Annotated in this window: 24 protein-coding genes, 1 tRNA gene and 1 pseudogene; 16 read left to right on the plus strand and 10 right to left on the minus strand. The window is 70.7% G+C overall.

The annotated features are described in order from the left end of the window. Positions 1–922: 922 nt before the first annotated feature. Positions 923–1711 carry a dioxygenase family protein gene (locus tag ACZ67Q_RS22545; protein WP_471184898.1) on the minus strand — a complete coding sequence of 263 codons (789 nt, stop codon included), beginning with the start codon at positions 1709–1711 and terminating at the stop codon, positions 923–925. Positions 1712–1863: 152 nt separating this feature from the next. Here ACZ67Q_RS22545 and ACZ67Q_RS22550 point away from each other — a divergent pair, with 152 nt between their 5' ends. Then, positions 1864–2391 (plus strand): MarR family winged helix-turn-helix transcriptional regulator, encoded by a 528-nt coding sequence (locus ACZ67Q_RS22550; RefSeq protein ID WP_471184900.1) that lies wholly within the window; start codon positions 1864–1866, stop codon positions 2389–2391. Positions 2392–2404: 13 nt separating this feature from the next. Here the strand turns inward: ACZ67Q_RS22550 and ACZ67Q_RS22555 are convergent, their stop codons facing one another. Together ACZ67Q_RS22555 and ACZ67Q_RS22560 are read right to left on the minus strand one after the other, a co-directional pair. Beyond that, a complete protein-coding gene (locus ACZ67Q_RS22555) occupies positions 2405–3949 on the minus strand; it encodes an MFS transporter (protein ID WP_471184902.1) in 1545 nt (514 codons plus the stop codon). Positions 3950–4120: 171 nt separating this feature from the next. Next, positions 4121–4765 carry a TetR/AcrR family transcriptional regulator gene (locus tag ACZ67Q_RS22560; RefSeq protein ID WP_471184905.1) on the minus strand — a complete coding sequence of 215 codons (645 nt, stop codon included), beginning with the start codon at positions 4763–4765 and terminating at the stop codon, positions 4121–4123. Positions 4766–5066: 301 nt separating this feature from the next. Here ACZ67Q_RS22560 and ACZ67Q_RS22565 point away from each other — a divergent pair, with 301 nt between their 5' ends. Beyond that, entirely contained in the window at positions 5067–6380 is a 1314-nt protein-coding gene (locus ACZ67Q_RS22565; protein WP_471184907.1) for a M6 family metalloprotease domain-containing protein, read from the plus strand. A 98-nt stretch (positions 6381–6478) separates the two neighbouring features. Here ACZ67Q_RS22565 and ACZ67Q_RS22570 read toward each other — a convergent pair whose 3' ends face one another. Beyond that, the gene (locus ACZ67Q_RS22570) at positions 6479–6688 is read right to left on the minus strand and encodes a hypothetical protein (RefSeq protein ID WP_471184909.1); all 210 of its coding nucleotides are present in this window, start codon (positions 6686–6688) and stop codon (positions 6479–6481) included. Positions 6689–6721: 33 nt separating this feature from the next. After that, positions 6722–7882 (minus strand): glycosyltransferase family 2 protein, encoded by a 1161-nt coding sequence (locus tag ACZ67Q_RS22575; protein WP_471184912.1) that lies wholly within the window; start codon positions 7880–7882, stop codon positions 6722–6724. 370 nt (positions 7883–8252) lie between these two features. On the opposite strand from ACZ67Q_RS22575, the gene ACZ67Q_RS22580 reads away from it, so the two are divergent. Both ACZ67Q_RS22580 and ACZ67Q_RS22585 read left to right on the plus strand, forming a co-directional pair. After that, positions 8253–9686 carry a cellulose binding domain-containing protein gene (locus ACZ67Q_RS22580; protein WP_471184914.1) on the plus strand — a complete coding sequence of 478 codons (1434 nt, stop codon included), beginning with the start codon at positions 8253–8255 and terminating at the stop codon, positions 9684–9686. A gap of 110 nt (positions 9687–9796) precedes the next feature. Further along, positions 9797–11383 carry an IclR family transcriptional regulator domain-containing protein gene (locus ACZ67Q_RS22585; protein WP_471184916.1) on the plus strand — a complete coding sequence of 529 codons (1587 nt, stop codon included), beginning with the start codon at positions 9797–9799 and terminating at the stop codon, positions 11381–11383. 7 nt (positions 11384–11390) lie between these two features. Here the strand turns inward: ACZ67Q_RS22585 and ACZ67Q_RS22590 are convergent, their stop codons facing one another. Both ACZ67Q_RS22590 and ACZ67Q_RS22595 read right to left on the minus strand, forming a co-directional pair. Next, the gene (locus ACZ67Q_RS22590; RefSeq protein WP_471184918.1) at positions 11391–11654 is read right to left on the minus strand and encodes a hypothetical protein; all 264 of its coding nucleotides are present in this window, start codon (positions 11652–11654) and stop codon (positions 11391–11393) included. Then, complete coding sequence (locus ACZ67Q_RS22595) at positions 11651–11938, minus strand: hypothetical protein (protein WP_471184920.1); 288 nt, start codon at positions 11936–11938, stop codon at positions 11651–11653. The genes ACZ67Q_RS22590 and ACZ67Q_RS22595 overlap by 4 nt, the downstream gene beginning before the upstream one ends. 147 nt (positions 11939–12085) lie before the next feature. Here ACZ67Q_RS22595 and ACZ67Q_RS22600 point away from each other — a divergent pair, with 147 nt between their 5' ends. The 10 genes from ACZ67Q_RS22600 (at position 12086) to ACZ67Q_RS22645 (ending at position 17120) form a co-directional block, all read left to right on the plus strand. Next, positions 12086–12334 carry a GntR family transcriptional regulator gene (locus ACZ67Q_RS22600; RefSeq protein WP_471184923.1) on the plus strand — a complete coding sequence of 83 codons (249 nt, stop codon included), beginning with the start codon at positions 12086–12088 and terminating at the stop codon, positions 12332–12334. Beyond that, positions 12331–12588, plus strand: a complete 258-nt coding sequence (locus tag ACZ67Q_RS22605; RefSeq protein WP_471184925.1) for a GntR family transcriptional regulator — start codon at positions 12331–12333, stop codon at positions 12586–12588. Before ACZ67Q_RS22600 ends, ACZ67Q_RS22605 begins: the two co-directional genes overlap by 4 nt. Before the next feature lie 72 nt (positions 12589–12660). Further along, positions 12661–12733, plus strand: a tRNA-Arg gene (locus ACZ67Q_RS22610). Positions 12734–12839: 106 nt separating this feature from the next. Next, positions 12840–13190 carry a hypothetical protein gene (locus ACZ67Q_RS22615; protein WP_471184928.1) on the plus strand — a complete coding sequence of 117 codons (351 nt, stop codon included), beginning with the start codon at positions 12840–12842 and terminating at the stop codon, positions 13188–13190. A gap of 46 nt (positions 13191–13236) precedes the next feature. Beyond that, a complete protein-coding gene (locus tag ACZ67Q_RS22620) occupies positions 13237–13683 on the plus strand; it encodes a hypothetical protein (protein WP_471184930.1) in 447 nt (148 codons plus the stop codon). Between the two features lie 219 nt (positions 13684–13902). After that, a complete protein-coding gene (locus ACZ67Q_RS22625; RefSeq protein ID WP_471185486.1) occupies positions 13903–14406 on the plus strand; it encodes a DUF5994 family protein in 504 nt (167 codons plus the stop codon). A gap of 76 nt (positions 14407–14482) precedes the next feature. Continuing rightward, positions 14483–15676, plus strand: a complete 1194-nt coding sequence (locus ACZ67Q_RS22630) for a PP2C family protein-serine/threonine phosphatase (RefSeq protein WP_471184933.1) — start codon at positions 14483–14485, stop codon at positions 15674–15676. A gap of 94 nt (positions 15677–15770) precedes the next feature. Beyond that, positions 15771–16475: a DUF5994 family protein gene (locus tag ACZ67Q_RS22635; protein WP_471184935.1), complete on the plus strand. Its 705-nt coding sequence runs from the start codon at positions 15771–15773 to the stop codon at positions 16473–16475. 10 nt (positions 16476–16485) lie between these two features. Beyond that, entirely contained in the window at positions 16486–16761 is a 276-nt protein-coding gene (locus ACZ67Q_RS22640; RefSeq protein ID WP_471184937.1) for a hypothetical protein, read from the plus strand. Positions 16762–16772: 11 nt separating this feature from the next. Then, positions 16773–17120, plus strand: a complete 348-nt coding sequence (locus ACZ67Q_RS22645) for an STAS domain-containing protein (RefSeq protein WP_471184940.1) — start codon at positions 16773–16775, stop codon at positions 17118–17120. A 93-nt stretch (positions 17121–17213) separates the two neighbouring features. Here the strand turns inward: ACZ67Q_RS22645 and ACZ67Q_RS22650 are convergent, their stop codons facing one another. Then, positions 17214–17696 (minus strand): DUF5994 family protein, encoded by a 483-nt coding sequence (locus ACZ67Q_RS22650; RefSeq protein WP_471184942.1) that lies wholly within the window; start codon positions 17694–17696, stop codon positions 17214–17216. A 492-nt stretch (positions 17697–18188) separates the two neighbouring features. Beyond that, positions 18189–19163 (minus strand): magnesium transporter CorA family protein, encoded by a 975-nt coding sequence (locus tag ACZ67Q_RS22655; protein ID WP_471184944.1) that lies wholly within the window; start codon positions 19161–19163, stop codon positions 18189–18191. Between the two features lie 264 nt (positions 19164–19427). Here ACZ67Q_RS22655 and ACZ67Q_RS22660 point away from each other — a divergent pair. Next, positions 19428–19520: pseudogene (locus ACZ67Q_RS22660) on the plus strand (protein-tyrosine phosphatase family protein); the annotation flags it as partial. Between the two features lie 174 nt (positions 19521–19694). Here ACZ67Q_RS22660 and ACZ67Q_RS22665 read toward each other — a convergent pair. Further along, positions 19695–20567, minus strand: coding sequence for a helix-turn-helix domain-containing protein (locus ACZ67Q_RS22665; RefSeq protein WP_471184947.1), 873 nt, complete (start codon positions 20565–20567; stop codon positions 19695–19697). Positions 20568–20956: 389 nt separating this feature from the next. On the opposite strand from ACZ67Q_RS22665, the gene ACZ67Q_RS22670 reads away from it, so the two are divergent. Next, entirely contained in the window at positions 20957–22318 is a 1362-nt protein-coding gene (locus ACZ67Q_RS22670; protein WP_471184949.1) for an ice-binding family protein, read from the plus strand. Positions 22319–22440: the final 122 nt, after the last annotated feature.

Raw genomic sequence — 22440 nt, forward strand, 5'->3', positions numbered from 1 at the left:
GGCGGGAGGCGCCGCCGAGGTCTTCCGGACCCTCCTCCGGACTCCTCGGACTCTCCTCGGGTGCCCTGCATCCGATGGAAACAACGACTGGAATCCGGACAGAATTCCCAACCCGACCCCCGATTTTTCTGATCATGCAGTACCCTGTCGGGCCGCACGCCGCTGTGCGGTGCCGACGAGCACCGAGAGGTGCAGGTCAGGGCGGGGATGAAGGCCACCCTCGCGCCCCTCGCGGACCGCTCCGCTCCCTGCGCGGGTGAGACGCCCGTCACATGCGGCGCGACCGCCCTCACCTACCCCGGGAGAGCGCCTTGCTCACCCGCTCTCCCACCCCGGAAGACGACCGAGACCCGCCGAAGGTTGCCGACGGCCCGGACTCACAGGGTTTTCAGGGGCGGACCACATCCGGCCTTTATGCGGGGGCGGGGCGGAGCCGGGGGCCCATGGGGCGGAGCCGAGGCGACGGGCGGCCGGGGGGCGAGCCGGTGGGGGCTCGGAGCCGGGCCGGGCGGGGGGCCGCGCCGAGCCGACGGGCCGCGCCGAGCCGGGGGGCCATGCCGACGCCGCAAGCCGGCGGGCGGCCGGGGGCCGGGCCGAACCCGGGAGGCTGGGGGGCGAGCCGGTGGGGGGTCGAGGCCGGGCTGAACCGGCGGCAGCGGGCGGGGGCCGGGGCCGGGCCGAACCCGGAGGACCGGGGGCCGGGCCGAACCCGGAGGACCGGGGGGTGGCCGAACCCGGAGGACCGGGGGGTGGGCCGTATCCGGAGGACCGGGGGACGAGCCGGTGGCGCCCCGGGCCGGGCCGAGCCGGCAGGCGGCCGGGGGCCGGGGACCCGCGGGAGCCCGGGGGGCCGCGGGGCGGTCGGCCGGGAGGGCGGCCCCGAGCCCGCGGGAGCCCCGGGGCCGGGCCGGCGAGGGCTGGTTCAGCCGAACTGGACCGAGCGCTTGGCCAGGCCCATCCAGAAGCCGTCGATCACCGACTTCTGGTCACCGAGTTCACCGGCGGCGTCGGCCGCGCCCATGGTCACGAACAGCGGGGCGAAGTGCTCCGTGCGGGGGTGGGCGAGCCGGCCGGCCGGGGAGCGGTGCAGGAAGTCCAGCAGGGCGTCCACGTCGCCGCCCTCCAGGGCCAGCCGCCCCCAGTCGTCGAACTCAGCCGACCAGGCCGGCGTGCCTCCGGCGTGCCGCAGCGCGGCCAGGTTGTGGGTGAAGAAGCCGGAGCCGACGATCAGCACGCCTTCGTCACGCAGCGGCGCGAGCCGGCGGCCGATCTCCATCAGCCGCACCGGGTCCAGCGTCGGCATGGACACCTGAAGGACGGGGATGTCGGCGCCCGGGTACATCTCGACGAGCGGCACGTACGCGCCGTGGTCCAGGCCCCGGTCAGGGATGTCCTGCACCGGCATACCGGGGGCGCGCAGCAGCTTGCGCACGCTCTCGGCCAGCTCCGGGGCGCCCGGCGCGTCGTAGCGGACGCGGTAGTAGTGCTCGGGGAAGCCCCAGAAGTCGTAGACGAGCGGCACGGTCGTGGTGGCGCCGAGGGCGAGCGGGGCCTCCTCCCAGTGCGCGGAGACCATGAGGATCGCCTTCGGCCGGGGCAGCCCCGCGGACCAGTCGGCCAGCTCGCCGGGCCAGACGGGGTCGTCCGCGAGCGGCGGGGCGCCGTGACTGAGGTACAGGGCGGGCATGCGCTCCTGGGCGGCGGCGGACATCGGCGGCACTTCCCCTCGCTTACGCGATCACTCGCTGCTTCGCGGTCATTCGCCGCTCAGGCGATCATTCGCTTTAACTCTCAAGCTTTCCTTTTCCTCAGCGTACGCCCGACTTGTTTAAGTTTCAAGAACAGGCGCCGTACAGTGGAGGCATGACCACGGCACCCCCATCCTCCGCCTCCTCTCCCGCCGCGGAACCGCCCCGCTGGCTCACCACGGAGGAACAGCGCGTCTGGCGCGCGTACCTGCACGCCACCACCCTGCTCGAGGACCACCTCGACCGGCAGCTGCAGCGCGACGCGGGCATGCCGCACATCTATTACGGCCTGCTCGTGGGCCTGGCCGAGGCCCCGCGCCGCCGGCTGCGGATGACCGAGCTGGCGATGCAGGCGAAGATCACCCGCTCCCGGCTCTCGCACGCCATCGCACGGCTGGAGAAGAACGGCTGGGTACGCCGCGAGGACTGCCCCTCCGACAAGCGCGGTCAGTTCGCCGTCCTCACCGACGACGGTCTGAAGGTGCTCGAGCGCACCGCGCCCGGCCACGTCGCCGCCGTACGCCAGGCGCTGTTCGAGCGGCTCAGCCCGGCACAGCAGAAGGCCCTCGGCGAGATCATGGAGATCGTCGCCGAGGGCCTCCAGCCCAACGAAGCGGGTGCGGACCTGCCCTGGCTCCGCTAATTCGCGCGCGCGCTCAGTGGGCCACCACCGGCACCGGCACCTCGTCCTCGATGCGCTCGCCGTCGCCGGAGGCCACCGTGGTGGAGCCCGGACGGCCGGCGTTGACGAAGGTGAAGGCGATCAGCGCGGCGGCCGCCAGGATGCCGACGGCGAACCAGATCGCGGTGCTGTAGCCGTGCACCATGCCCTGCAGCGCGACCAGCTGCTGCTGCGGCTTGCCGGCGGCGGACGCGATGTGGTCCTTGACGTACGACGTGGTCGCGGACGCGGCGATGGTGTTCAGCAGGGCGGTGCCGATCGCGCCGCCCACCTGCTGCGAGGTGTTGACCATCGCGGAGGCGACACCGGCGTCCCGGGGCTGCACACCCTGGGTGGCCAGGGACATCGCCGGCATGAACGCCGTACCCATGCCGAGGCCGAGCAGCACCATCGCGGGCAGCAGCTGCGTGCCGTACGAGGAGTCGATCTTCAGCTGGGTCAGCACCAGCATGCCGAGCGCGGCGACCAGGAAGCCGGGGCCCATCAGGAAGCGGGCCGGGATCCGGGTCATCAGCCGGGTGCCGATCTGGGTGGAGCCGGTGATCATGCCGGCCACCATCGGCAGGAACGCGAAGCCGGTCTTGACCGGCGAGTAGCCCTTCACGACCTGCAGGTAGTAGGTCAGGAAGAGGAACAGGCCGAACATGCCGATGATCGCGAGACCGAGCGAGAGGTAGATACCGCCGCGGTTGCGGTCGGTCACCACGCGCAGCGGCAGCAGCGGGGCCTTCACCCGGGACTCGACGAGCGCGAAGGCGATCAGCGAGACGGCGGAGATGACGAACATCGCCACGGTCACGGTGTCGCTCCAGCCGTCGGACTCGGCGCGGGTGAAGCCGTAGACCAGCGCGACCAGGCCGAGGGTGGACAGGATCACGCCGGGGATGTCGAGCGGGGAGCGGTTGCGGCCGCCCTCCGGCTCACGGATGACGAAGTAGGCGCCCAGCGCGGCGACGATGGCGAACGGGATGTTCACGAAGAACGTCCAGCGCCAGTCCAGGTACTCGGTGAGGAAGCCGCCGAGGATCAGGCCGACCGCGCCGCCACCGCCGGCGATGGCGCCGTAGATGCCGAACGCCTTGGCGCGCTCCTTGGCGTCGGTGAACATCACCGCGAGCAGGGACAGGGCGGCGGGCGCGAGCAGCGCGCCGAAGGCACCCTGCAGCGCGCGGGCGCCGAACATCATGGCGCCGGTGGTCGCTGCGCCGCCGAGCGCGGACGCGGCGGCGAAACCGCCGAGGCCGAGGACGAAGGCGCGCTTGCGGCCCCACAGGTCGGCGATGCGGCCGCCGAAGAGCAGCAGTCCGCCGAAGGCGAGGGCGTAGGCGGTGACGACCCACTGCCGGTTGCCGTCGGAGATGCCGAGGTCGGTCTGGGCGGAGGGAAGGGCGATGTTCACGATGGTGGCGTCGAGGACGACCATCAGCTGGGCGAGCGCGATGAACACGAGCGCCTTCCAGCGGTTGGCGTCGCCGCTGCTGCGGACGGCGCCGGGAGCCTTGAGGGCTGTTTCGGACATGGGGGTACCCACTTCGGGACTTCGTGACGGAAAAAGCGTGCGGTGAACGGAAAAATCGGTAGCTGAGAGAACGGCTCGCCCCGGGCGGGGGCCGTTGCGGTCACCGTCCGTTGTGCGGACGGCCGGCGGGTGCGGAACTAATCGCTCAGATGTCGGGCTCAGATGTCGGGCTCAGGTGGTGCGGAGGTCCTCCACGGTCGCCGCCGTACCGGGCAGGGTCGAGCGGGCCGGGGCCCGCAGCCCGTCAAGGAAGAGCTGAAGATGGCGGTGGACGAAGCGGTCGAGGCTGCCGCAACCGGTGCCGGCCGGGGGCCGGCTGAGCTGCGCGACGGCGATCACCAGATCGCCGACCTCGACGTCGGTGCGGAGCTGGCCGGCCGCCTTGGCGCGGTCCATGATCTCCGCGATGAGGTGCTCGGCCCGCTGCCGTGCCGCCTCCAGGTCGGGGTGGTTCTTGTCGAAGGTGGTGGAGACCATCGGGCACAGCGCGCTGATCCGCTCGTCGGCAGCCGTGTGCGCGAAGCGCTCGAGTGCCTCGAAGGCGTCCCCGGTCTCGGCGAGTGCCTCCTCGGCCGCCCGCGCCGTACGGTCCATGACGGAGCAGACGACCTCGCGGACGAGGGCGTCGCGGTCGGGGAAGTTGCGGTACACCGTGGCGTTGCCGACGCCGGCCCGGCGGGCGATCTCGTCGAGAGGCACGTCGGGGCCGTGCTCGACGAACATCTCCCGCGCGGCGGTGACGATGCGCTCGCGGTTGCGCAGGGCGTCGGCGCGGGGCCGGGGCACCTTGCGCGGCGCGGTTGCGGTGATCGTCACGGCGTACTCCTCGGGCTGTCTGTCCTGGTGACTGTCTTGGTGTCCGGGTGGCTCACGGATCCGGGGAGCCGGTCCCCGTTTCGCGCGAACACCTGACTAAACGGGGAGACGGTCCCCGGTTATTTCCCGGCACCGGAGAGTTTTCCCGTGACCTGGGTCACAGGCCGAACGGGGGAGTCGCCGCCCCACCACCCCACCCCCCGATCGGCCCGCTCCAGCGCGCGAGCGCCCCCCGTGCGACAGAGGGTGATCGCATGGGTGCAGCCGGGAGTCGGCGGCTGCCTGGAGCGAAGGGCCCTGCATGCAGCCGCAGCGACCCCGGAGGGGAACGCACCGCCGGATACGCCCGCGCCGCACGGCCGCCCTCGCCTCCGTCACGCTGCTGACCCTCGCCGTCAGCACCTCCGCCGGCAGCGGGCACCTGATCCCGGGCGCCTCCCCGGCCGGTGCGGGCCCCGTCGCGGCGCTGTCCCGCTCCACCGCGCTGGGCCCGTGCATGATCAGCGGCGGCCCGTCCGTCCAGATGTCCGAGGGGGTGCCCACCGCCGGCGGCTACGCGCACTCCACGGGGACCGTGCGCGCGCTGACCCTGATGATCGACTTCCCGGACGCACGGGGTCAGGGCAAGGCGATGGACCGCTTCCACGAGTTCTTCCCCCAGACCCAGCGATGGTTCCGCACCGGCTCCTACGGCCGCCTGGACTACCGCCCGTTCACCCCGATCCCCGACTGGCTGCACATGCCGAAGCCGTTCAAGGCGTACGGGATAGAGCGCGGCGCCCCCTTCGACCCGGGCTACCGCGCGCTGGTCCAGGACATCGTGGCCACCGCGGACGCGCAGGTCGACTTCAGCGCCTACGACCTGCTCAACGTGCTGGTCACGCCGAACGCGGGCCCCTCCGCCCTGGACACCGTGCTGTCGGTGACGTTCGCCGGCAACGCGGAGGCCCCCGTCGCCGACGGCGTCCCGGTCGCCAATGCCTCGTTCGTCTACTCCCGCCAGGACGACGGCTCCGGCTCCTACGCCCGCACCGGCTACCGGGTCCTGCCGCACGAGAACGGCCATGTCTTCGGGCTGCCCGATCTGTACACCGCGGACGGCGGAGGCGCGGTCGGGCACTGGGACATCATGAGCGAGGACTGGGGCGCCGACAACGACCTGCTCGGCTGGCACAAGTGGAAGCTGGGCTGGCTGGACGCCGCCCAGATCCGCTGCGCCGCCTCCCCCGGCACGGCGGAGTTCCCCCTCACCCCGCTCGCCCGGTCCGGCGGCCCCAAGCTGGTCTTCGTGCCGCTCGACGCCCGTACCGGATACGCGCTGGAGCTGCGCACCCGGGAGGGCAACGACGAGGCGGTGTGCCGGCCGGGCGTACTGATCTACCGCGTCAACGCCGGGGTCGACACGGGCATGGGCCCGGTGCAGGTGTACGACTCGCGGCGCGACAGCGGCGGTTGCACCCGCAGCCCGAACGTCCACGCCGAACTGTCCGACGCCACCTTCGTCCCGGGCCAGACCTTCGAGGACCTCCACCACGGCATCCGCATCACGGTGACGGAACCGGACGGCGAGGGCGAAGCGGAGGGCGGGGTGGTGGTCCGGGTGACGCGGAAGTAGAACCGTCGGCGGCCTTCCGGTGACGCGGAAGCGGAACCACCGGCGGCCTGGGGTGACGGACGCCGAACCACCCCCGCTGCAAAGCCCCGTGACGGCGGCTACGACACCGCCCGCGACCTGACCCGCCCCCGCGCCGCCCGCCGGTCGTGCCGGCGCCGCCGGACGGAGGCCGCGTACGTCGCGAGGCTGACGGTGACGACGCCGATGGTGATCACGAGAGCGATCTGGTCCAGCGTCGCGACCTGGGTCACCGCATAGGCGATACCGGCCAGCACGACGCAGACCCCCAAACCCCTGAGGGTGTTCATCTCTTTTTCCCGACCCGCTTCCAGAAGGACGCGCTATTTCCAGGCGGACACGCGCGTGACGTAGGACTTCACGATGGACGAAAGGAGCCAGTAGGCCCGCACGACCGTGTAGACGAGCTCGGGAAGCAGCACGGCTTCCACGAACATCGCCTTCCAGCCGAGATTGCGCACCCGCAGCGCGGGATAGACGATCCAGAACGCGAACAGCGCCCACAGCAGCGGGTGATGATAAAAGCCGTACTTCGCCAGCGCGACGAGCTGCGGGGCGCCCCATCCGAAGATGTACACGATGCCGAGCAGGCCGAGGATCATCGTGCTGATCGAGTGCCAGGTGAATTTCGTCCAGCCGCGGCGGCGCAGTGTGTCGACGGTTCCCCGGCTCCACCGCTCGCGCTGCTGGATGAGCTCGCGCAGCGTCGGCATGAGGTCGGTGTAGGCGATGCAGAGCTGGTTCGCCGTCACCTTCCAGCCGGACTCCTTCAGCGCGAGCGTGGTCTCGTAGTCCTCGACCAGGTTGCGGTGGTCCTCCCAGAAGACCTCGCCGCGCCAGTCGATCAGGTTCTGCAGGGCTTCGGCCCGGTAGAAGGAGCCGGCCCCGGACATGGTGTGGACGTCCCTGCGGTAGCGCGCGTTGGCGGCCCGGCCGTACTCGATGATCTGCATGCCGAGCAGGAACCGCTGCCAGGGGTTGCGCCACAGGTCGGTGCGGCCGAGGCAGGCGGCGCTGACGCCGCCGAGTCCGGGGTCGGAGGCGATGACGTTGCCGGCCCGCTCGATGAAGCGGGAGTGCAGTTCGGTGTCGGCGTCCATCACGAGGATGTGCCCGACCCGCCCGGTCAGCCGCCCTCCGACGGCCTCACGCAGCCAGCGCAGACCGTAGTTGAGGGCGCCCGCCTTCTTGTGCGGGTTGTCGTCCAGGGTCAGCACGACCGTGGGCGGGGTGCGCTCGTCCTCGGCGAAGGTCCGCGCGTATTCCTCGGTGCGGTCGGTGGAGTTGTTGACGACCACGACGATGAGGTCGGGCCGCCGGCTCTGCCCCGCCAGGGACTCCAGCGAGGTGAGGACGCCGGCCTCCTCGTTGCGCGCGGGCACCAGGACGACGGTCTCGTACACCATGCTGGCCTGGACCTCGGCCGCCTGGCCGTGGACGAGCCTGCCTCTTCGATGCCGGCTGCGCGCCGTAGTCGCGGACACTCGCGAATCCCCCCACCGGGTTTTCCACACAACGCCCCCCGCGTTGTGTCCATGCTGTGAATGTGATCGGAAAGTACCGCACGCGGATCCGAACGGCCCATACGGAATCACGGCCCCCACGTGCCGGAACGGAATCCTGAATGAAGCACGGATGAACAACGGGAGTCGCAGATGAACAACAGAAGTCGGGGACGCGCGATAAAGGCACTCCAATTCGGACACTTGGGTGGCGTGGAGCCACGCAGGGCCTGTGAGGGAAAGCACAGGGGAGGTTACGAAAAAAACCCACCCTGGTGGGTTTGTTGAAATCGCGCATACGATATGCCGCGATGATCACCCATAGACCCGCGCCGGGCGAGGGAGCACCGTCGTGAGCCGCAGTCGCCGCCGGCAGTCCCACCGCGCCCGCAACACCGTCCTGTCGGTCCTCGCCGTGAGCCTGCTGGCCACCGGCGGCGTGCTGGGCTACACCAAGTGGCGCTCCGGAGCCGACGAGGACACCGCGCTGACGGTGCGCTACCGCACCGGCGTCCCCGCCTCCAGCGGCGTGGCACAGCCATGGCTGGAAGTCGTCAACTCCTCCGGCCGTCCGGTGGACCTCAGCGACGTCACACTGCGCTACTGGTACACGGCCGAAGGGCAGGCGGCGTACGCGGCCAACTGCGTGCAGACGTCGCTCGGTTGCTCTCACATCACCCAGAAGACGGCCGCCGCGGCCACCCCGTCGAAGGGGGCCGACCACTACCTCCAGATCGGCTTCACCGCCGGCGCGGGGACGCTCTCACCGGGCGCGTCGACGCAGGCCATCGGCCTCCAGCTGTACCGCACCGACGGCCGGAAGGCGGACCAGTCCGACGACCGCTCCTTCCAGGCCGAGGTCACCCACTACGAGACGTCCGACCTGGTGACCGGCTATCTGCGCGGCGCCCTGGTGTGGGGCGAGGAACCGGACGGCCGCGAGCCGGGGCCGCGGGCGACGACCGCCGCCGCGCCGCCGCCCGGCGGGGCCTCACTGCCCGAGGGCGTCCTCTTCGACGACTTCGACTACACCGGCCCGCACGATCCCGCGCTGGCCGCGAACGGCTGGGAGGCCCGCGGCGGGGAGGGCGGCCCCGGCATCAAGGACAGCTGGTCGGCGGACGCGGTGAGCTTCCCGGCGGCGGCCTCCGGGGAGGACGGCCAGGCGCTGCGCCTGACGGCCTCGACCGACGGCACCCAGAAGGGCACCCGGCAGTCGGAGATCCACTCCACCCGGCCGGTCTTCACCACCGGCACCCTGGTCGCCCGGGTCCGCCTGAGCGACCAGCCGGCGAGCGGGAAGGACGGCGACCACATCGCCCAGTCCTTCTTCACCATCTCGCCCGACCACGCCTCACCGAAGTACAGCGAGCTGGACTACGAGTACATGCCCAACGGCGGCTGGGACCGGTACGGCCCCGCCATGGACACCACCAGCTGGCGCAGCAGCGAGCGCAACGACCGGGTGACCCGTTCCCGTACGAAGAAGCTCGGCGGCTGGCACACGCTGGTGATCACCGCGGTGGACGGCAGGACGACGTACTCCCTGGACGACGAGACGATGTTCGGCAACGGCAGCGCCTACTCCCCGCGCGAGCCGATGACCATCAACTTCAGCGCCTGGTTCATCGACCTGCCGTTCAAGGGCCGGCGCTCCTGGGACATGCAGGTGGACTGGCTGTACTACCAGTCCGGCAAGGCCGTACCGGCGAAGGACGTACAAGAGACGGTACGGGGTCTGACGGGGGGCGGGACGCATTACGTGAACACGTTGCCGAAGCGCTGAGGCTTCCCGCGGCGCGGGGGGCAGACGGGCGGGGGCCGATCACCGGCGCTCCGGATACGGTGTGAGCGAGATCGTCCCGCTCCCCCGCCAGCCCGGAGACCGTACGGCCCATGCACCCGCCCGACGCCGCTCGCCCCACCTCCGGGGCCACCGCGCCGCCCCCGGAGGAGTCCGTCACCCCGCTGATCCGCGGTGTCGCCGTACTGCACCGGCTGACGGAGGCGGGCGGCACGCTCAGCCTGAGCGCGCTGGAGCGGACCACGGGCCTGGCCCGCTCCACGGTGGACCGCATCACCTCGACCCTGGCCCGCACGGGATACGTCCGCCTGGACGGCCGCGACGTGATGCTGACCCCTCGCGTGATGGAACTGGGCAACGCCTACCTGGCGGCCCTGCGCCTGCCGGCGCTGCTGTCGGCGCGTGCGGACGCGCTGGCGGACGAACTGGACGAGTCGGTGTCGCTGGCGGTCGCCGACCGCGACGGCATCCGCTTCATCCACCAGGCGACCCGCCGCCGCGCGATGTCGCTGAGCTTCCGCATCGGCGACCTGCTCCCGGCCGAGCGCACGGCCCCCGGCCCGCTCTTCGCCACCGAGTGGACGGACGCCGACTGGAGCCGCTGGCGCGACCGCCGGGCGGCGGACCCGCGCGACGCCGCCTTCACGGCCGTGCCCCCGCGGGAACGGCCGTACCCCGACGAGGAGTTCGTCCAGCGTGCCCGGCAGGCGGCGCGCGACGGCTGGTCCCTCGACGACCAGCTGATCGAGCCGGGCCTGGTGGCGATCTCGGCGCCGGTGCGGGACCCGGGGAGCGGCCGCATCGCCTGCGTGGCCAGCGTGGTGAGCCACACGAGCCGCCACACGGCGGACGACCTGGCGGCAAGCCTGCTCCCGCGCCTGCGCAGGGCGGTAGGGACGATGGAGAAGGCCCTGGCCACGGGCCCCACCGGGGAACCCGCGCCACCCCCCGCCGGCCTGGCAACGTGGACGACGGCGTCGAAGAACGAACTGGGCCGCACCTTCGTCGAATCCCTGGCACGGGGCCTGACGGTGCTGACGGCGTTCGGCGAGGGCAGAGGAAGCCTGACCCTCACCGAGGTGGCTCAGGCGACGGGCCTGGCGAGGGCGACGGCACGCAGGGCACTGATCACGTACGAGTACCTGGGCCTGGTGGAGCCGGCGGAGGACCGCACGTTCTCCCTGACCCCGCGCGTGCTGTCCCTCGGCTTCCCGCCCCTCTCCCGCACCACGCTGGCGGACATCGCGGAGCCCCACCTGAGGGACCTGACGACCCGCATCCAGGAATCGACGGCCCTGGCGATCCGCACGGAGTCCCCGCAGCAGATCCGGTACATGGCGCGCGCGACGCACCACAGGGTCATGAGCGCGGACATTCCCCTGGGCACCGCCCTGCCCGCGTCCCGGACATCGGCGGGCCGCATCCTGCACCCCACCGGCAAGGCGGCCCCCTACGTCCTCCTGAACGCGGAACTGGAAGCGGGCCTGCGCACGTTGGCAGTCCCGGTCCACGACGCCGGGGGTGAGGTGATCGCGTCCCTGACGACAGCCACGCACGCGGCCCGCCGCACCCCGCAGGACTGCGTGGAAACCCTCCTCCCGGAACTGCGGACGACGGCGTCCCGCATCGAAAAGGACCACCACACAGCGTCCCGCTTCACGCGGGTCCCCCTTATGTGAGGGCCGTTTACCGGCCCTCCCGTCGCGCGATGATGCCGACGCACTCTTCGAGGGCGGCATGCAGCGGGCTCACGAAGGCGGCAAGCTCGACATCGCAGGCGCGCCCCTCGTCCAGTACGGCCCCGACGACGGCGACGAGCACGGCGCCGGCCTCCAGGGCATACCGATCGGCGATGCCCTCGAGAAACCCCCCGGGCTCCGCGACGACGAAGGCCTCCTTGCCGGTGCCGGGATCGACCCCGATGCTCCGCGGTCGCTGCCACCCGCTCATACGGCGACCTCCCGGGTGAGGGCGTCCTGCCCGAGCGTGGCGAGCACGGCAGCGCGACGCCGCTCCCGCCGAACCCGCCGCTGTTCACGCTCGACCCGATCCCGCTCCCGCTCGGCGAGTACGACATAAGGCCGGACGAGAGGCAGCGCGTCGACGAGGACAACCTCGGCGGGCAGCAGCGTGGGGAACGGTGGCAGGTGACGTTCCGGTGCCGCCGTGACGGCCCGATGAAGCCCGCGCGGAGGCAGCAGTAAGTGGAGAAGGGCGGCCAGTAGGCTGCGCATAGGTCGACTCCTGGTCAGTCGGCTGAGGCCCCGGTGAGGAAGTTGCCGCTTCCTGCCGGGGCTGCTGCGTTTGCGCCAGAAGATAGCGTGGATAACCGCAGATAACCACGGATGCGCGGAAATCCATGGTCCCCCACGCTGAAGTTCATGGACCTTGATCGCACACGCCCGCTCTGGCGGCAGATCGCAGCGGAGATCATCCGGCGCATCAAGGACGGCACCTACCCTCCGGGCAGCCGGGTGCCGTCCACCCTGGAGATCGCCCAGGAGTTCGGCGTGGTGAACGCGACGGCGGCGAAGGCCATGCGGCACGTACGGGAAGAGGGCTGGACACGCGGCGAGGTCGGCCTGGGCACCTTCGTCTCCGACCCGCTGCCCCCGGACCCGTCCGCATGAGCCCTGACGCTGAGACCGACCACGGCGCACCCCTCACGCCGTACCGGCAGCCGGCGGAGATCCTGCGGGCACAGATCCGACGCGGCGACTGGCAACCGGGGCGGATGCTGCCGAGCGAAGCGCAGCTCGTGCAGCGATACGGGATCGCCCGAACGACGGTACGCCGGGGCCTCGGCCTGCTCGCCGACGAGGGCTGGGTGTACGCGGTACCCCAGCGGGGCTGGTTCGTCTCGGATCCCCTGCCGGCGGACTGACGACCTTGCTCCCTCCCCCGAGCAGACGCATCCGCTACCCTGTCATCAGCCGACCGGGCTCCCGGCGGCGCCGCCTTCGTAGCTCAGGGGATAGAGCACCGCTCTCCTAAAGCGGGTGTCGCAGGTTCGAATCCTGCCGGGGGCACAGAGAAACACCAGGTCAGGGGCCCTTCCGTCCAGCGGACGGGAGGGCCCCTGCGCTTGCAGCACACATATGGCACACATGCCGTGCGCGCGGATGGTGGGGAGCTGTGCAGGATGCCCGTCAAGGTGAGCCGGCCAGGCGCCGATACGAGAAGCTGATCGACCGGCTTGAGTCGCTGATGCGGGCCGCCTTGAAGCCGCAGTACGCGGGCTACTACGGGCAGTTGGTCCTGAGCCATGACGATCTTGCCGAACCGGGTGACCTCAAGGACGTCCGGCATGCCGCTCGGGAAGCGGGTCGTCGTCTGGGCTGGAAGACCACTACCCGCCTCGTCGGTGACCGGCTCTTCGTGCTCGACGAGCGGGAGGTACCCGAGGAGATCGGGCGGCTGGCCGGTGATGCGGCCGCTGCTGCGGTCGACCGAGCCCGGCAGGAGAGCCTCCGGCCGCGCGGCTGATCTGAGCCGAGGGAAACGCAAGGGGCCTCCCCACCGCGCTGTGGCGATGGGGAGGCCTCTTCGGCTCCCCTCCCCCCGGCACGGACCAGGCGGCGGCTTCGCCCTGCTGGTCGTCGAGACGACGGTGCTGGTCGGTTGCGCCTTCGGTTTTCCGGTGGGCTCTCACGGCTCCGACGGCCGGCAGGGCGGCGGAACGCTCCAGGAGATCATCCAGCGGCTCCCCTCCTGCGCGCGGTTCGTCGTCCTGACCCAGGTCGTGGCCCATCCGCACGTTCAGCACCGCGACATCGCCCACCGCCTGCAACAGCGTCTCCTCACAGACCTGCACTCCTCCCTCGGAGTCACCCTGCTTCACCCTGCCGACCGGGGAGCACGAGCCGCCTTCTCCTCCTGGGGCTGGCAGAACATGGGCGAGGTCGTCGGGCTGCTCGGCACCGTGGCCCCCTGCGTGCTGACCTTGTCCGCCGAAGGACAGCCCTTGGCACGCCGATGATGCGGCAGTGCGATGGCTGCGCGCCACACCGCCTGCCACAGCCGGGAGTAATCTGGCCATACCGAGAACTTCCGGGCGCACAATGACGGCGGCGCCGTTCCCGGCGAGTGACACGACACGGGCAGCCGGAAACCGCACGGCCCGGAACGGGATCGCACGATGAACGCCACCACAAAGCCCGCCGAGGCTACGGCGCCAGGTGACGGACACTCCTACCGCATGCCCTTGCCCCGGCTGCGCCTCACGCCGGACGTCAGCCACGGCCCGCTGGACGGCGCATGGTGGCCGCGCTGCGACGCACTGGAACTGGAGCTGCCCGTACTGGTCGGCTCCTTGGATCCGGGCATCGGCACCATCACCCGCGTGACCGTCGGGACGGCCGCTTGGCCCGATGCCCCGCAGGAGGTGATGGCACCCGGCCACGTGATCGAGGTGGTACTGACCGATTCCGCCGCCGAAGCGCATGCCGTCACCGTGGACTGCGGCACCGTGGGGCGCTGGGAACTGCTGGTGCCCCCCGGACGAGCCCGCCCGAGTGGCCACCTGGCTGCTGACCGCTGCTGCCGGCCCGGCGAACCCACTGCCGGCTTCGCGCCTGCTGGCACTCGCCGAGAGCGGCCTCGACGGACAGGATGCATGGGAGTCGGAAGGAGGAGCCGGACCCAGGTGAGCAGCCCGGCCGGCTCCGCCCGACCGGCGGGCCGGGCATCCACGACCGCATGATGGAGCCATGGCACCGACAGATCCGTTGTCATCCCGGCCCGCCCCCTCCCGAAGCGTGACCGCGGAAGGGGAGGGGATGGCGGCAGGACGGCGCCCGGACCGGTCCGAAAGCTTCGGGGAAGCGCTCCTCGGAACGATCCTGGACAGCGCGCACGAACTCCCGCCCCATCTCATCGGGCCCCTGGTCGCCGACGTGACAGAGCGGCTCAGTGGCCGCCGTCCGCAGGTGCTGTTGCAGGACTACGGCCAGTTGGTGCTCGTACCGCTGCCCGGTGAGGGACTCACCGGCGGGGAACCCCAGCTGATCGACGACTCCGAGGCAGGCCGCTGCTTTCTCGACGCCGTCCCTGTCGAGGTGCCCCAGGAGGACGGCGTCCGGGTCCATCTGCCCCTGCTGGACGGCGGTGACCAGGTGGGGGTCATGGCGGTGACGCTGGACAGCGTCGATGACGACGACCGCCGCCTGCTGCTCAGAATCTCCGGCCTGGTGGCCGACCTTCTGGTGACCAAGCACGGCTATTCCGACCTGTTCTTCGACGTCCGACGCGATGAGGGGATGAGCGTCGCCGCGGAGATCCAGTGGTCCCTGCTGCCACCGCTGGCCATGATCATGCCCCGGGTCGCCGTCGCCGGGATCCTGGAACCCGCCTACGACGTGGGCGGCGACAGCTTCGACTACGCGCTGAACGGCGACGTCCTCCACGTGGTCATGATCGACGCGATGGGGCACGGGCTGGACGCGGCCACGATGGCCACCGTGGCCATCGGCGCCTACCGCCACGCCCGCCGCGCCGGCATCGGACTGTCGGAGATCTACGCGTTCATGGACCGCGCCGTGGCCGAGCAGTTCGGTCCCGAGCAGTTCGTCACCGCGCAGATGCTGCAGCTGAACACGACGACGGGACGGGTGCAATGGGTCAACGCCGGACACCCGCCGCCGATCCTCGTCCGCGACCACCGCGTCGCACAGCGTCTGGTCGCCCCGACGACCCTTCCCGTCGGCCTGGGCGGTTCGGAGCCTCGGGTGAGCGAACTGGGGCTGGTGCCCGGGGACCGAGTTCTCTGCTTCACCGACGGCGTGGTCGAGGAACACGAGAGCGGCGGGAAGGAGTTCGGCGAGGACCAGCTGATCGACTGTGTGAACCAGATGGAGAGGACCGGCCGCGGCATCCGGGCGGTGACGCGCTCCCTGTCCCACACACTCAAACGGGCGCGGGGCGGACAGACCAGCGACGACGCGACGCTGCTCATGGTGGAGTGGCGAGGCTGACCTCTCGTCCCCGCCGTCCGTCACCGTTGCACGGCGGCAGGTACCGCACATCCGTGCGGCCACCGCCCCTCGCCGCCAGTGAACGCGGAGTGGTGTGGGCAGTACCGAGGGCATCTCGCACACCGGCTTCCACGCCGGGTCGTCCCCGGCGAAGGATGACACCCGGGCCGCCGCACAGGTGGCCCGGAGACAGGTCCGCGCCATGTCGGCGACCTTGTACCCCACCCTGCCGCACCGCGAGCCCGTCGCAGCCCCGGCCGCGCGTCTCGCGCTGAAGACCGACGGCGCATCCCGCGGGCTGCTGGACGGAGCCTGGTGGCCACGGTCCCGGGACCTGCTGAGTGAACTGCCGGCGCTCACCGGCCTGTTCGACCCCCTGTGGGGCCGCATCACCCGTATCGCCGTCAACCCGGAACACTGGCCGGTCATCCCCCGCAAGATCCCCGTGAGCGGGCACATCGTCAAGGTCGGCTGGTTCACGTCGGAGATCGACCCGCACGAGCTGCTGCTGCTCTCCTACGGCACCAGCCGCTGGGATCTCCTCGTCGTTCCGCCCGAGACCGGGGCGCAGTCGGCGGCCCGTCTGATGGCAGCCGTATCCGCCCACGACGACCCGCTCCTGACCGCGAGCGCGCTCATCGCCGCGGAAGCGGCCCGGCACGCCGTCTCCCCCACCGTCCAGGCACTGGACCCGGACGAGGCATGGGAGTACGAGGGCGGCGCCCCGGCGGTGTCCGCGTCCGTCACCGGACAGACCGGTCCGCCAGGGCCGGCCAGCCGGCTGATCATCGGTACGTGAGGTGGCCGCCATGAACGCCTTCCTGACGGCCATCGCCTTCCTGGTCCTCGTCGCAATGGCGGCGTACGTGATCCACCGGTTCGACATCCAGCACGCCGACAGGATCGCGGCGTACCGGTACAGCACCCCCCGGCCCGATCGCCGTGGCCGTGGCGCGCCCCAGCCGCACCCCGCACCATGGGTCCGGGCGTCCGACCGCCCAGCCCCACCACCCACCCGGCCCGCGGCGACGCGAGCCCGGGGCGTGGACGCAGGCTCTGGAACACCCGAGGATCCGAGCATCTGAACGGAGGTGTCATGACTCTTCCACGGCTGAACATCTACCGGCACGACCGGGGCGCGCGGGCGCTGGTCACCCTGGCCGGTGTGATCGACCCCGTCACCGCGCCACGGGTGCGCGCCGCTCTGGAGCAGTGTCTGCGGGACGGCATCACCCTCATCGACGTCGCTCTGACCACCGTCGACCGCTGTGACGACAGCGGCCTGAGCGTCTTCCTCGACGTGTCAGAGCAAGCCGCCGAGGCCCAGGCATTCCTCCTGCTGCACCACCCCTCCCCGCAGACCGAACGACTGCTCATGGACACGGGCTGCGATGGTCTGTTCTATCCGATGAGGCCGGGAGGGGCGCGCCCTCAGCGGGCTTGACGTCGGCAGAAGCGCCCCAGGGAACGGCCCGCCGGACGGAGGGCGCCGGTGCGCCGGTCGAGCCGTACGCCGGTCGCGCCCCGCGCCGCCCCGTCAGCCCACAGGACCACGCCCGCTCCCCGTTTCGATGAGGATCTGTTCCGCGTCGCTGACGTTGTCCGCCCGGACCGCCTGGGCCATCGCGGCACGGGCGGCATCCGGTGCCGTGTCGGGCGGGACGACCAGCAGCGAGAAGATGTCCCGGTCGCCCCGGGTGATCAGGACCGTCTCGTCACCGACCGGGAAGGAATCGACGTGCACCACGTGGTCGTCCACGACGATACGCGTCGGGAGACCCTCCCAGGCGGCGGCATCCAACCCCACACGGGCCACGGGGCCGAGGTGGGCGCCGAGGGCACTCAACAGGGCGGGCAGCTCGGCGCCGATGTCGCGCGAGCGCGGCCACCACGCGCCGTCGAGCACGCCTTTGCGTGATTCGGTCGTCTCCAGCCGGAGAAGCGCATATCCCGGCCGCACGGCCTCGTGGACGCCACTGGGCAGACGCCGGGGAACAGGTGGTGTATCCGAGCTGGTCATGATGACCACCCGCCTGTAGGGCCGGTGCGACGACGGGACTCCGCCCCGCAGCTCCCACGCTACTCCTGGCGCCACACGCATCAAGGTCTGCAAGATCACCCGCTCCCTCGGCCGCCCCCGAGGGAACGGATAGAGCACACATGAGGCCGGGAAGCCCCGTAAACCCGTGAGAACTACAGAGTGGTGTTTTCCTGGGCGAGGCACCCTATCCCCGACGTTTCCCCAGGTCACAGCCCTGCCCCGGGAAAACTCCTAAAGCGGGTGTCGCAGGTTCGAATCCTGCCGGGGGCACAGATAAACACCTGGTCAGAGGCCCTCCCGTCCGGCGGACGGGAGGGCTTTCGCACTCGCAGCACACACGGGCTGCGGGCGGAGGTGGGGAGCTGTGCGATATGTGTGCATCTCCTTCGACACCTCGTCGAGGCGGTCAGGGAAGACGTGCCCGTACGTGTCGAGCGGACGTTGCCGACGAGCACGCGGCAGAGTATGCGGTCAGAGCCACTCCCAGCGCTTGAAAACGAAGTACAGCGTCAGAGAAACACCGACGATGACGGCGCTGGAAACGATGAAGCCCGACTGGTGTGCGAAGCCGGGGTAGGGAAGGTTCTGTCCGTAGAAGCCAGTGATCGCCGTGGGCACGGCGATGATCGCGGCCCAGCTCGTCACCTTCTTCATGATCAGATTCATCCGGTTCGCCTGCACGGACAAGTTGGTCTCCATCACCGAAGCCACTAGGTCGCGCAGCGACTCCGTCCACTCGCCGGCACGCAGCACGTGGTCGTACACATCTCGGTAGTACGGCAGCAAGGAATCATCAACGATGTCGAGATCGGGGCGCATGAGGGCGTTGACGACCTCCCGCATGGGCAGGACCACGCGGCGGAGCCGGACCAGTGATTTCCGCAGAGCGTAGGACTGGCGCTGTACGGTCTGGACCTGCCGGCCGCCTTCGGCGAAGAGCAGATCGTCCAGCTCCTCGATACGGTCGTCGAGTTGCCGTACCGCGGCGAAGTGCCCGTCGACGACATGGTCGAGCAGACCGTGGAGCAGAAACGCCACCCCGTGCGCTGTCAGAGCCGGGGTGCGGTCCCAGCGGGCGACCAGCTCGTCGAGGGCGAACGCGGCGTCCTTGCGGACCGTGATCAGTGCCTGCGGCGTGAGGATGACCGCGAGCTCGCTCATCGTCAGTCCCGCACTGTCCGGGTCGACGGCGACCGCGTAGACGCTGAGGAAGTGATGGGTGCGGTAGTTGTCGAGTTTCGCCCGCTGCCCCTCGTGCAGCGCGCCCTCGAGAGCCAGCTCATGGAGACCGAGTTCCTCGCCGACCGCCGTGAACGCGGCGCGGTCCGGGCGGTACAGATCCAACCACACGGTCGCAGAAGAGTCCGCCAGGTGCCGGGAGATGTCCCGGACCGGGAAGTCCTCCTCAACCAGGGAACCGTCGCGGTACAGCCGGGTACGGGCCATGCCGCGCACCCTAACGGCGCCAGCGGAGAATCGGCGGACACCACTGCCGGAGATGCACCCCGACGGGCGGCACCGCCCCGACCGCCTTGAAGGCGGGGCGCCAGCTCAGCAGGGACAACCCTCCGGGCGTCAGCCCTCCAGGTGGTTCCCTGGGGTCATTCCTCGGGCTCGTGGCGTCCCTCGCCGGTCCGAGGGCTCTCCGCGGGGACCGGGTGCGCCTGACGGGTGCTCGGCGCGATGTGCGTCTACGAGCAGATGAATCCCGAGGGGGCGGTCGCTTGGGTGCGGCGGAACCACCACCCGCGTGCCGTGGAGGTGCCGTGGCAGCGGCGTTTCGTCCGCCGGGTGGCCGCCGCCGGCCGGGCCGGCTTACGGCAGCCGTGGGCACGAGCGCCCAGCCACCGCCGTGGGCACCGGTTCCTGAGCCGCGGCCACCGCGCGGTCGTGCGACGGGCAAGGGCCCGACCGCGGAAGCGGCCCGGCCCTCGGGCGTTTGTCCGTCTTGGCTTCCGTCTCACCGGGTCCCGGCGATCAGCAGTGGTGTCGGGTCGCCACGCAGGACTTGATGACGCCGCGGATGAAGTCACGCGTGTCGTCGGGGCTGAGGGCCTGGGCCTGGAGGTGGTCGTACAACATGCCGTAGTGCTGTACGTCCGACTGTTTCTCCAGGTAGAGGTCGCTGGTGAAGCGTTCCAGGTACACCACCCCCGCCTGGGGACCGTCGGCGAAGTGCAGGACGGAGAACTGTCCGCACAGACCGGGGTGGGCTCCCACCACGTGCGGGAGTACCTGCAGGGTGATGTGGGGCTCGGTCCCCAGTGCGTTCAGGTGCTCCAGTTGCTCGCGCATGATCTCGGGGCTGCCGACAAGACGGCGCAGTGCCGCTTCCTCCAGGACCACCCACAGGCGCAGCGGGGAGACGGGGTCGTAGATCCGGTGCTGGCGGCGCAGCCGTACGTTGAGGCGCCGGGCGGCCTGTTCGACGGCAACCGGGGGGAACGATTCTTCGATGACGGCCTGGGCATAGGCGGGGGTTTGCAGCAGGCCGGGGATCGCCACGGGCTCGAAGATGTGGATCGAGGCGGCGTCCGTCTCCAGCCCGATGTAGACGCTCTGGGGGTGGTCACCGTAGACGTTCCACCAGCCCCGTAGTCCGGACTCCTGGGCCATGCGCAGCAGAGACTCGAGCGCCTGCTGGTCCGTCACCCCGTAGAGGGCGCAGAGGTCGCGTACATCGCGGGGTTTGATGGCGCGGCGGCCGTTCTCGATATGGCTGATCTTGGGCTGTGAAACCATGAGCCGCTTGGCCACTTCCACACTGGTCAGCCCGCTTTCCTGACGGAGCCGGCGCAGTTCGGCCCCCAGCCGTCGTCTCCTCACCGTGGGAGTGGTGTTCGCCGCCATGAGCGGTGTGTACCTCCGACCTCACATCACTGCCGGGTCCGAAGGCTGTCACAGGAAGTCGCCTGTCGATCACGTGCCACGCCCCCGTGTGCGCAGGGCAGGAAAACGGACTGTGACGTTGTCATTTTCCTCGCCCGACCGGTCCGAGCAGTGGGCCGGGAGGCGCCCGGAGACCGGGACCGGACCAGGCCAACACAGCGGATGATCGGATATATGAAGACCCCAGGAATTGCCCTGCATTCGGTGACTCAATGCCCGAAATCACGACTCTCGCACCTTTTCTGCGAAACCCGGGAGATTCCTCCGTAATATGCACGACCAGATCAAGGCTCCCCGGGCGTTTGATTAGGGCCCGGCATGCCACGGCCCCCACAGAAAATGGCCTCCTGATGAAGCTGAAGATCCCTGAAATGGCTCGCCGCCGCACTGTCTCCGGCATGCTGGCCTCGGCCCTCGCCGCGACGGTCGCCGCCGCCCTGGTCGTCCTGTCACCTACTCAGGCAGTCGCCATCGCCACGCCTGTACCGCTGGCCACGGCGGCGAGCTTCTCCGTTCTCGCGGGCGCGGGCGTCACCAACACCGGCCCCACGGTGATCAGCCACGACCTCGGAACGCACCCGAACCCGGCCATCACCGGTTTTCCGCCCGGTGAAGTACTCGGTGCCGTGCACGCCGCCGACGCCGTGGCGCTGCAGGCCAAGTCCGACCTGGTGACGGCGTACAACAACGCGGCAGGCCAGGCCACGGACTTCGCCCTCGCGGCGGGAATCGGCAATGGCACCACGCTGCTTCCGGGCGTCTACACCGCTTCCTCCGGTGTTGGGCTCACCGGCGATCTGATCCTGGACGCCGGAGGAAACCCGAACTCCGTCTGGGTGTTCCAAATTCCGGAGGCCCTGACGACGGCCTCCTCCAGCCGCGTGCTCCTGACGAACGGCGCCTCGCCCTGCAACGTGTACTGGCAGGTCGGGAGTTCAGCCACCCTCGGGACGCACTCCACCTTCGTGGGCACCATCATGGCGCTGACGGACATCCACGTGACGACGGGAACGAACATCGAGGGCAGGGCGCTGGCCCGCAACGGTGCGGTGACGCTCGACACCAACCGCATCTTCCTCAACTCCTGCTCGACCGGCACGACCGGTGGCACCACGACCGGCACCACGACCGGCACCACGACGGGCACCACGACCGGCACGACAACCGGCACGACAACCGGCACCACGACCGGCACGACAACCGGCACCACGACCGGCACCACCGCCGGTGTGATCGGTGGCGGCCTGGTCAGCGGCGGCCTGGTCACCGGTGGTCTCCTGGGCGGGCCCATCGTCAACGTCACGGCCGGCGACACTGCGGGGAACACCTCGGGCAACACCGCCGGGAACACCTCGGGCAACACTGCCGGGAACACCTCGGGCAACACCGCGGGCAACAACGTCACCTCCGGAAACACCGCAGGTCAGCACGGCGGCCGGCCCGATGAACACGACGGCAAGCCGGGCGAGCACGGCGGACCGGGCCACGGCGGCGGGCCTGACGACAACGGCAAGCCGGGCCATGAGCACCAGGGTGGGCCCGGAAAGCCTGACCACGGCCACGGTGACCGCCCCGACGAGAACAACGGCCACGGCCACGGTGACCGCCCCGACGAGAACAACGGCCACGGCTACGGCGACTTCAGCGAGTACGGCAACTACGGCTACGGCAACGCACCGAAGTCCGACGACCAGGAAGGCCACGAAGGCTAGTCGGCCAGGCGCGAGAGGTCCGTACACCGGATGCGGCGCGCGGCGGGTCCCTCGGATTCCGCCGCGCGCCGGCGGCGCCGGTCACGCGAACCTCCGAGACCGGGCAAACGGACACGAGAAAG

The organism is Streptomyces sp. NPDC036813, from assembly GCF_055609245.1.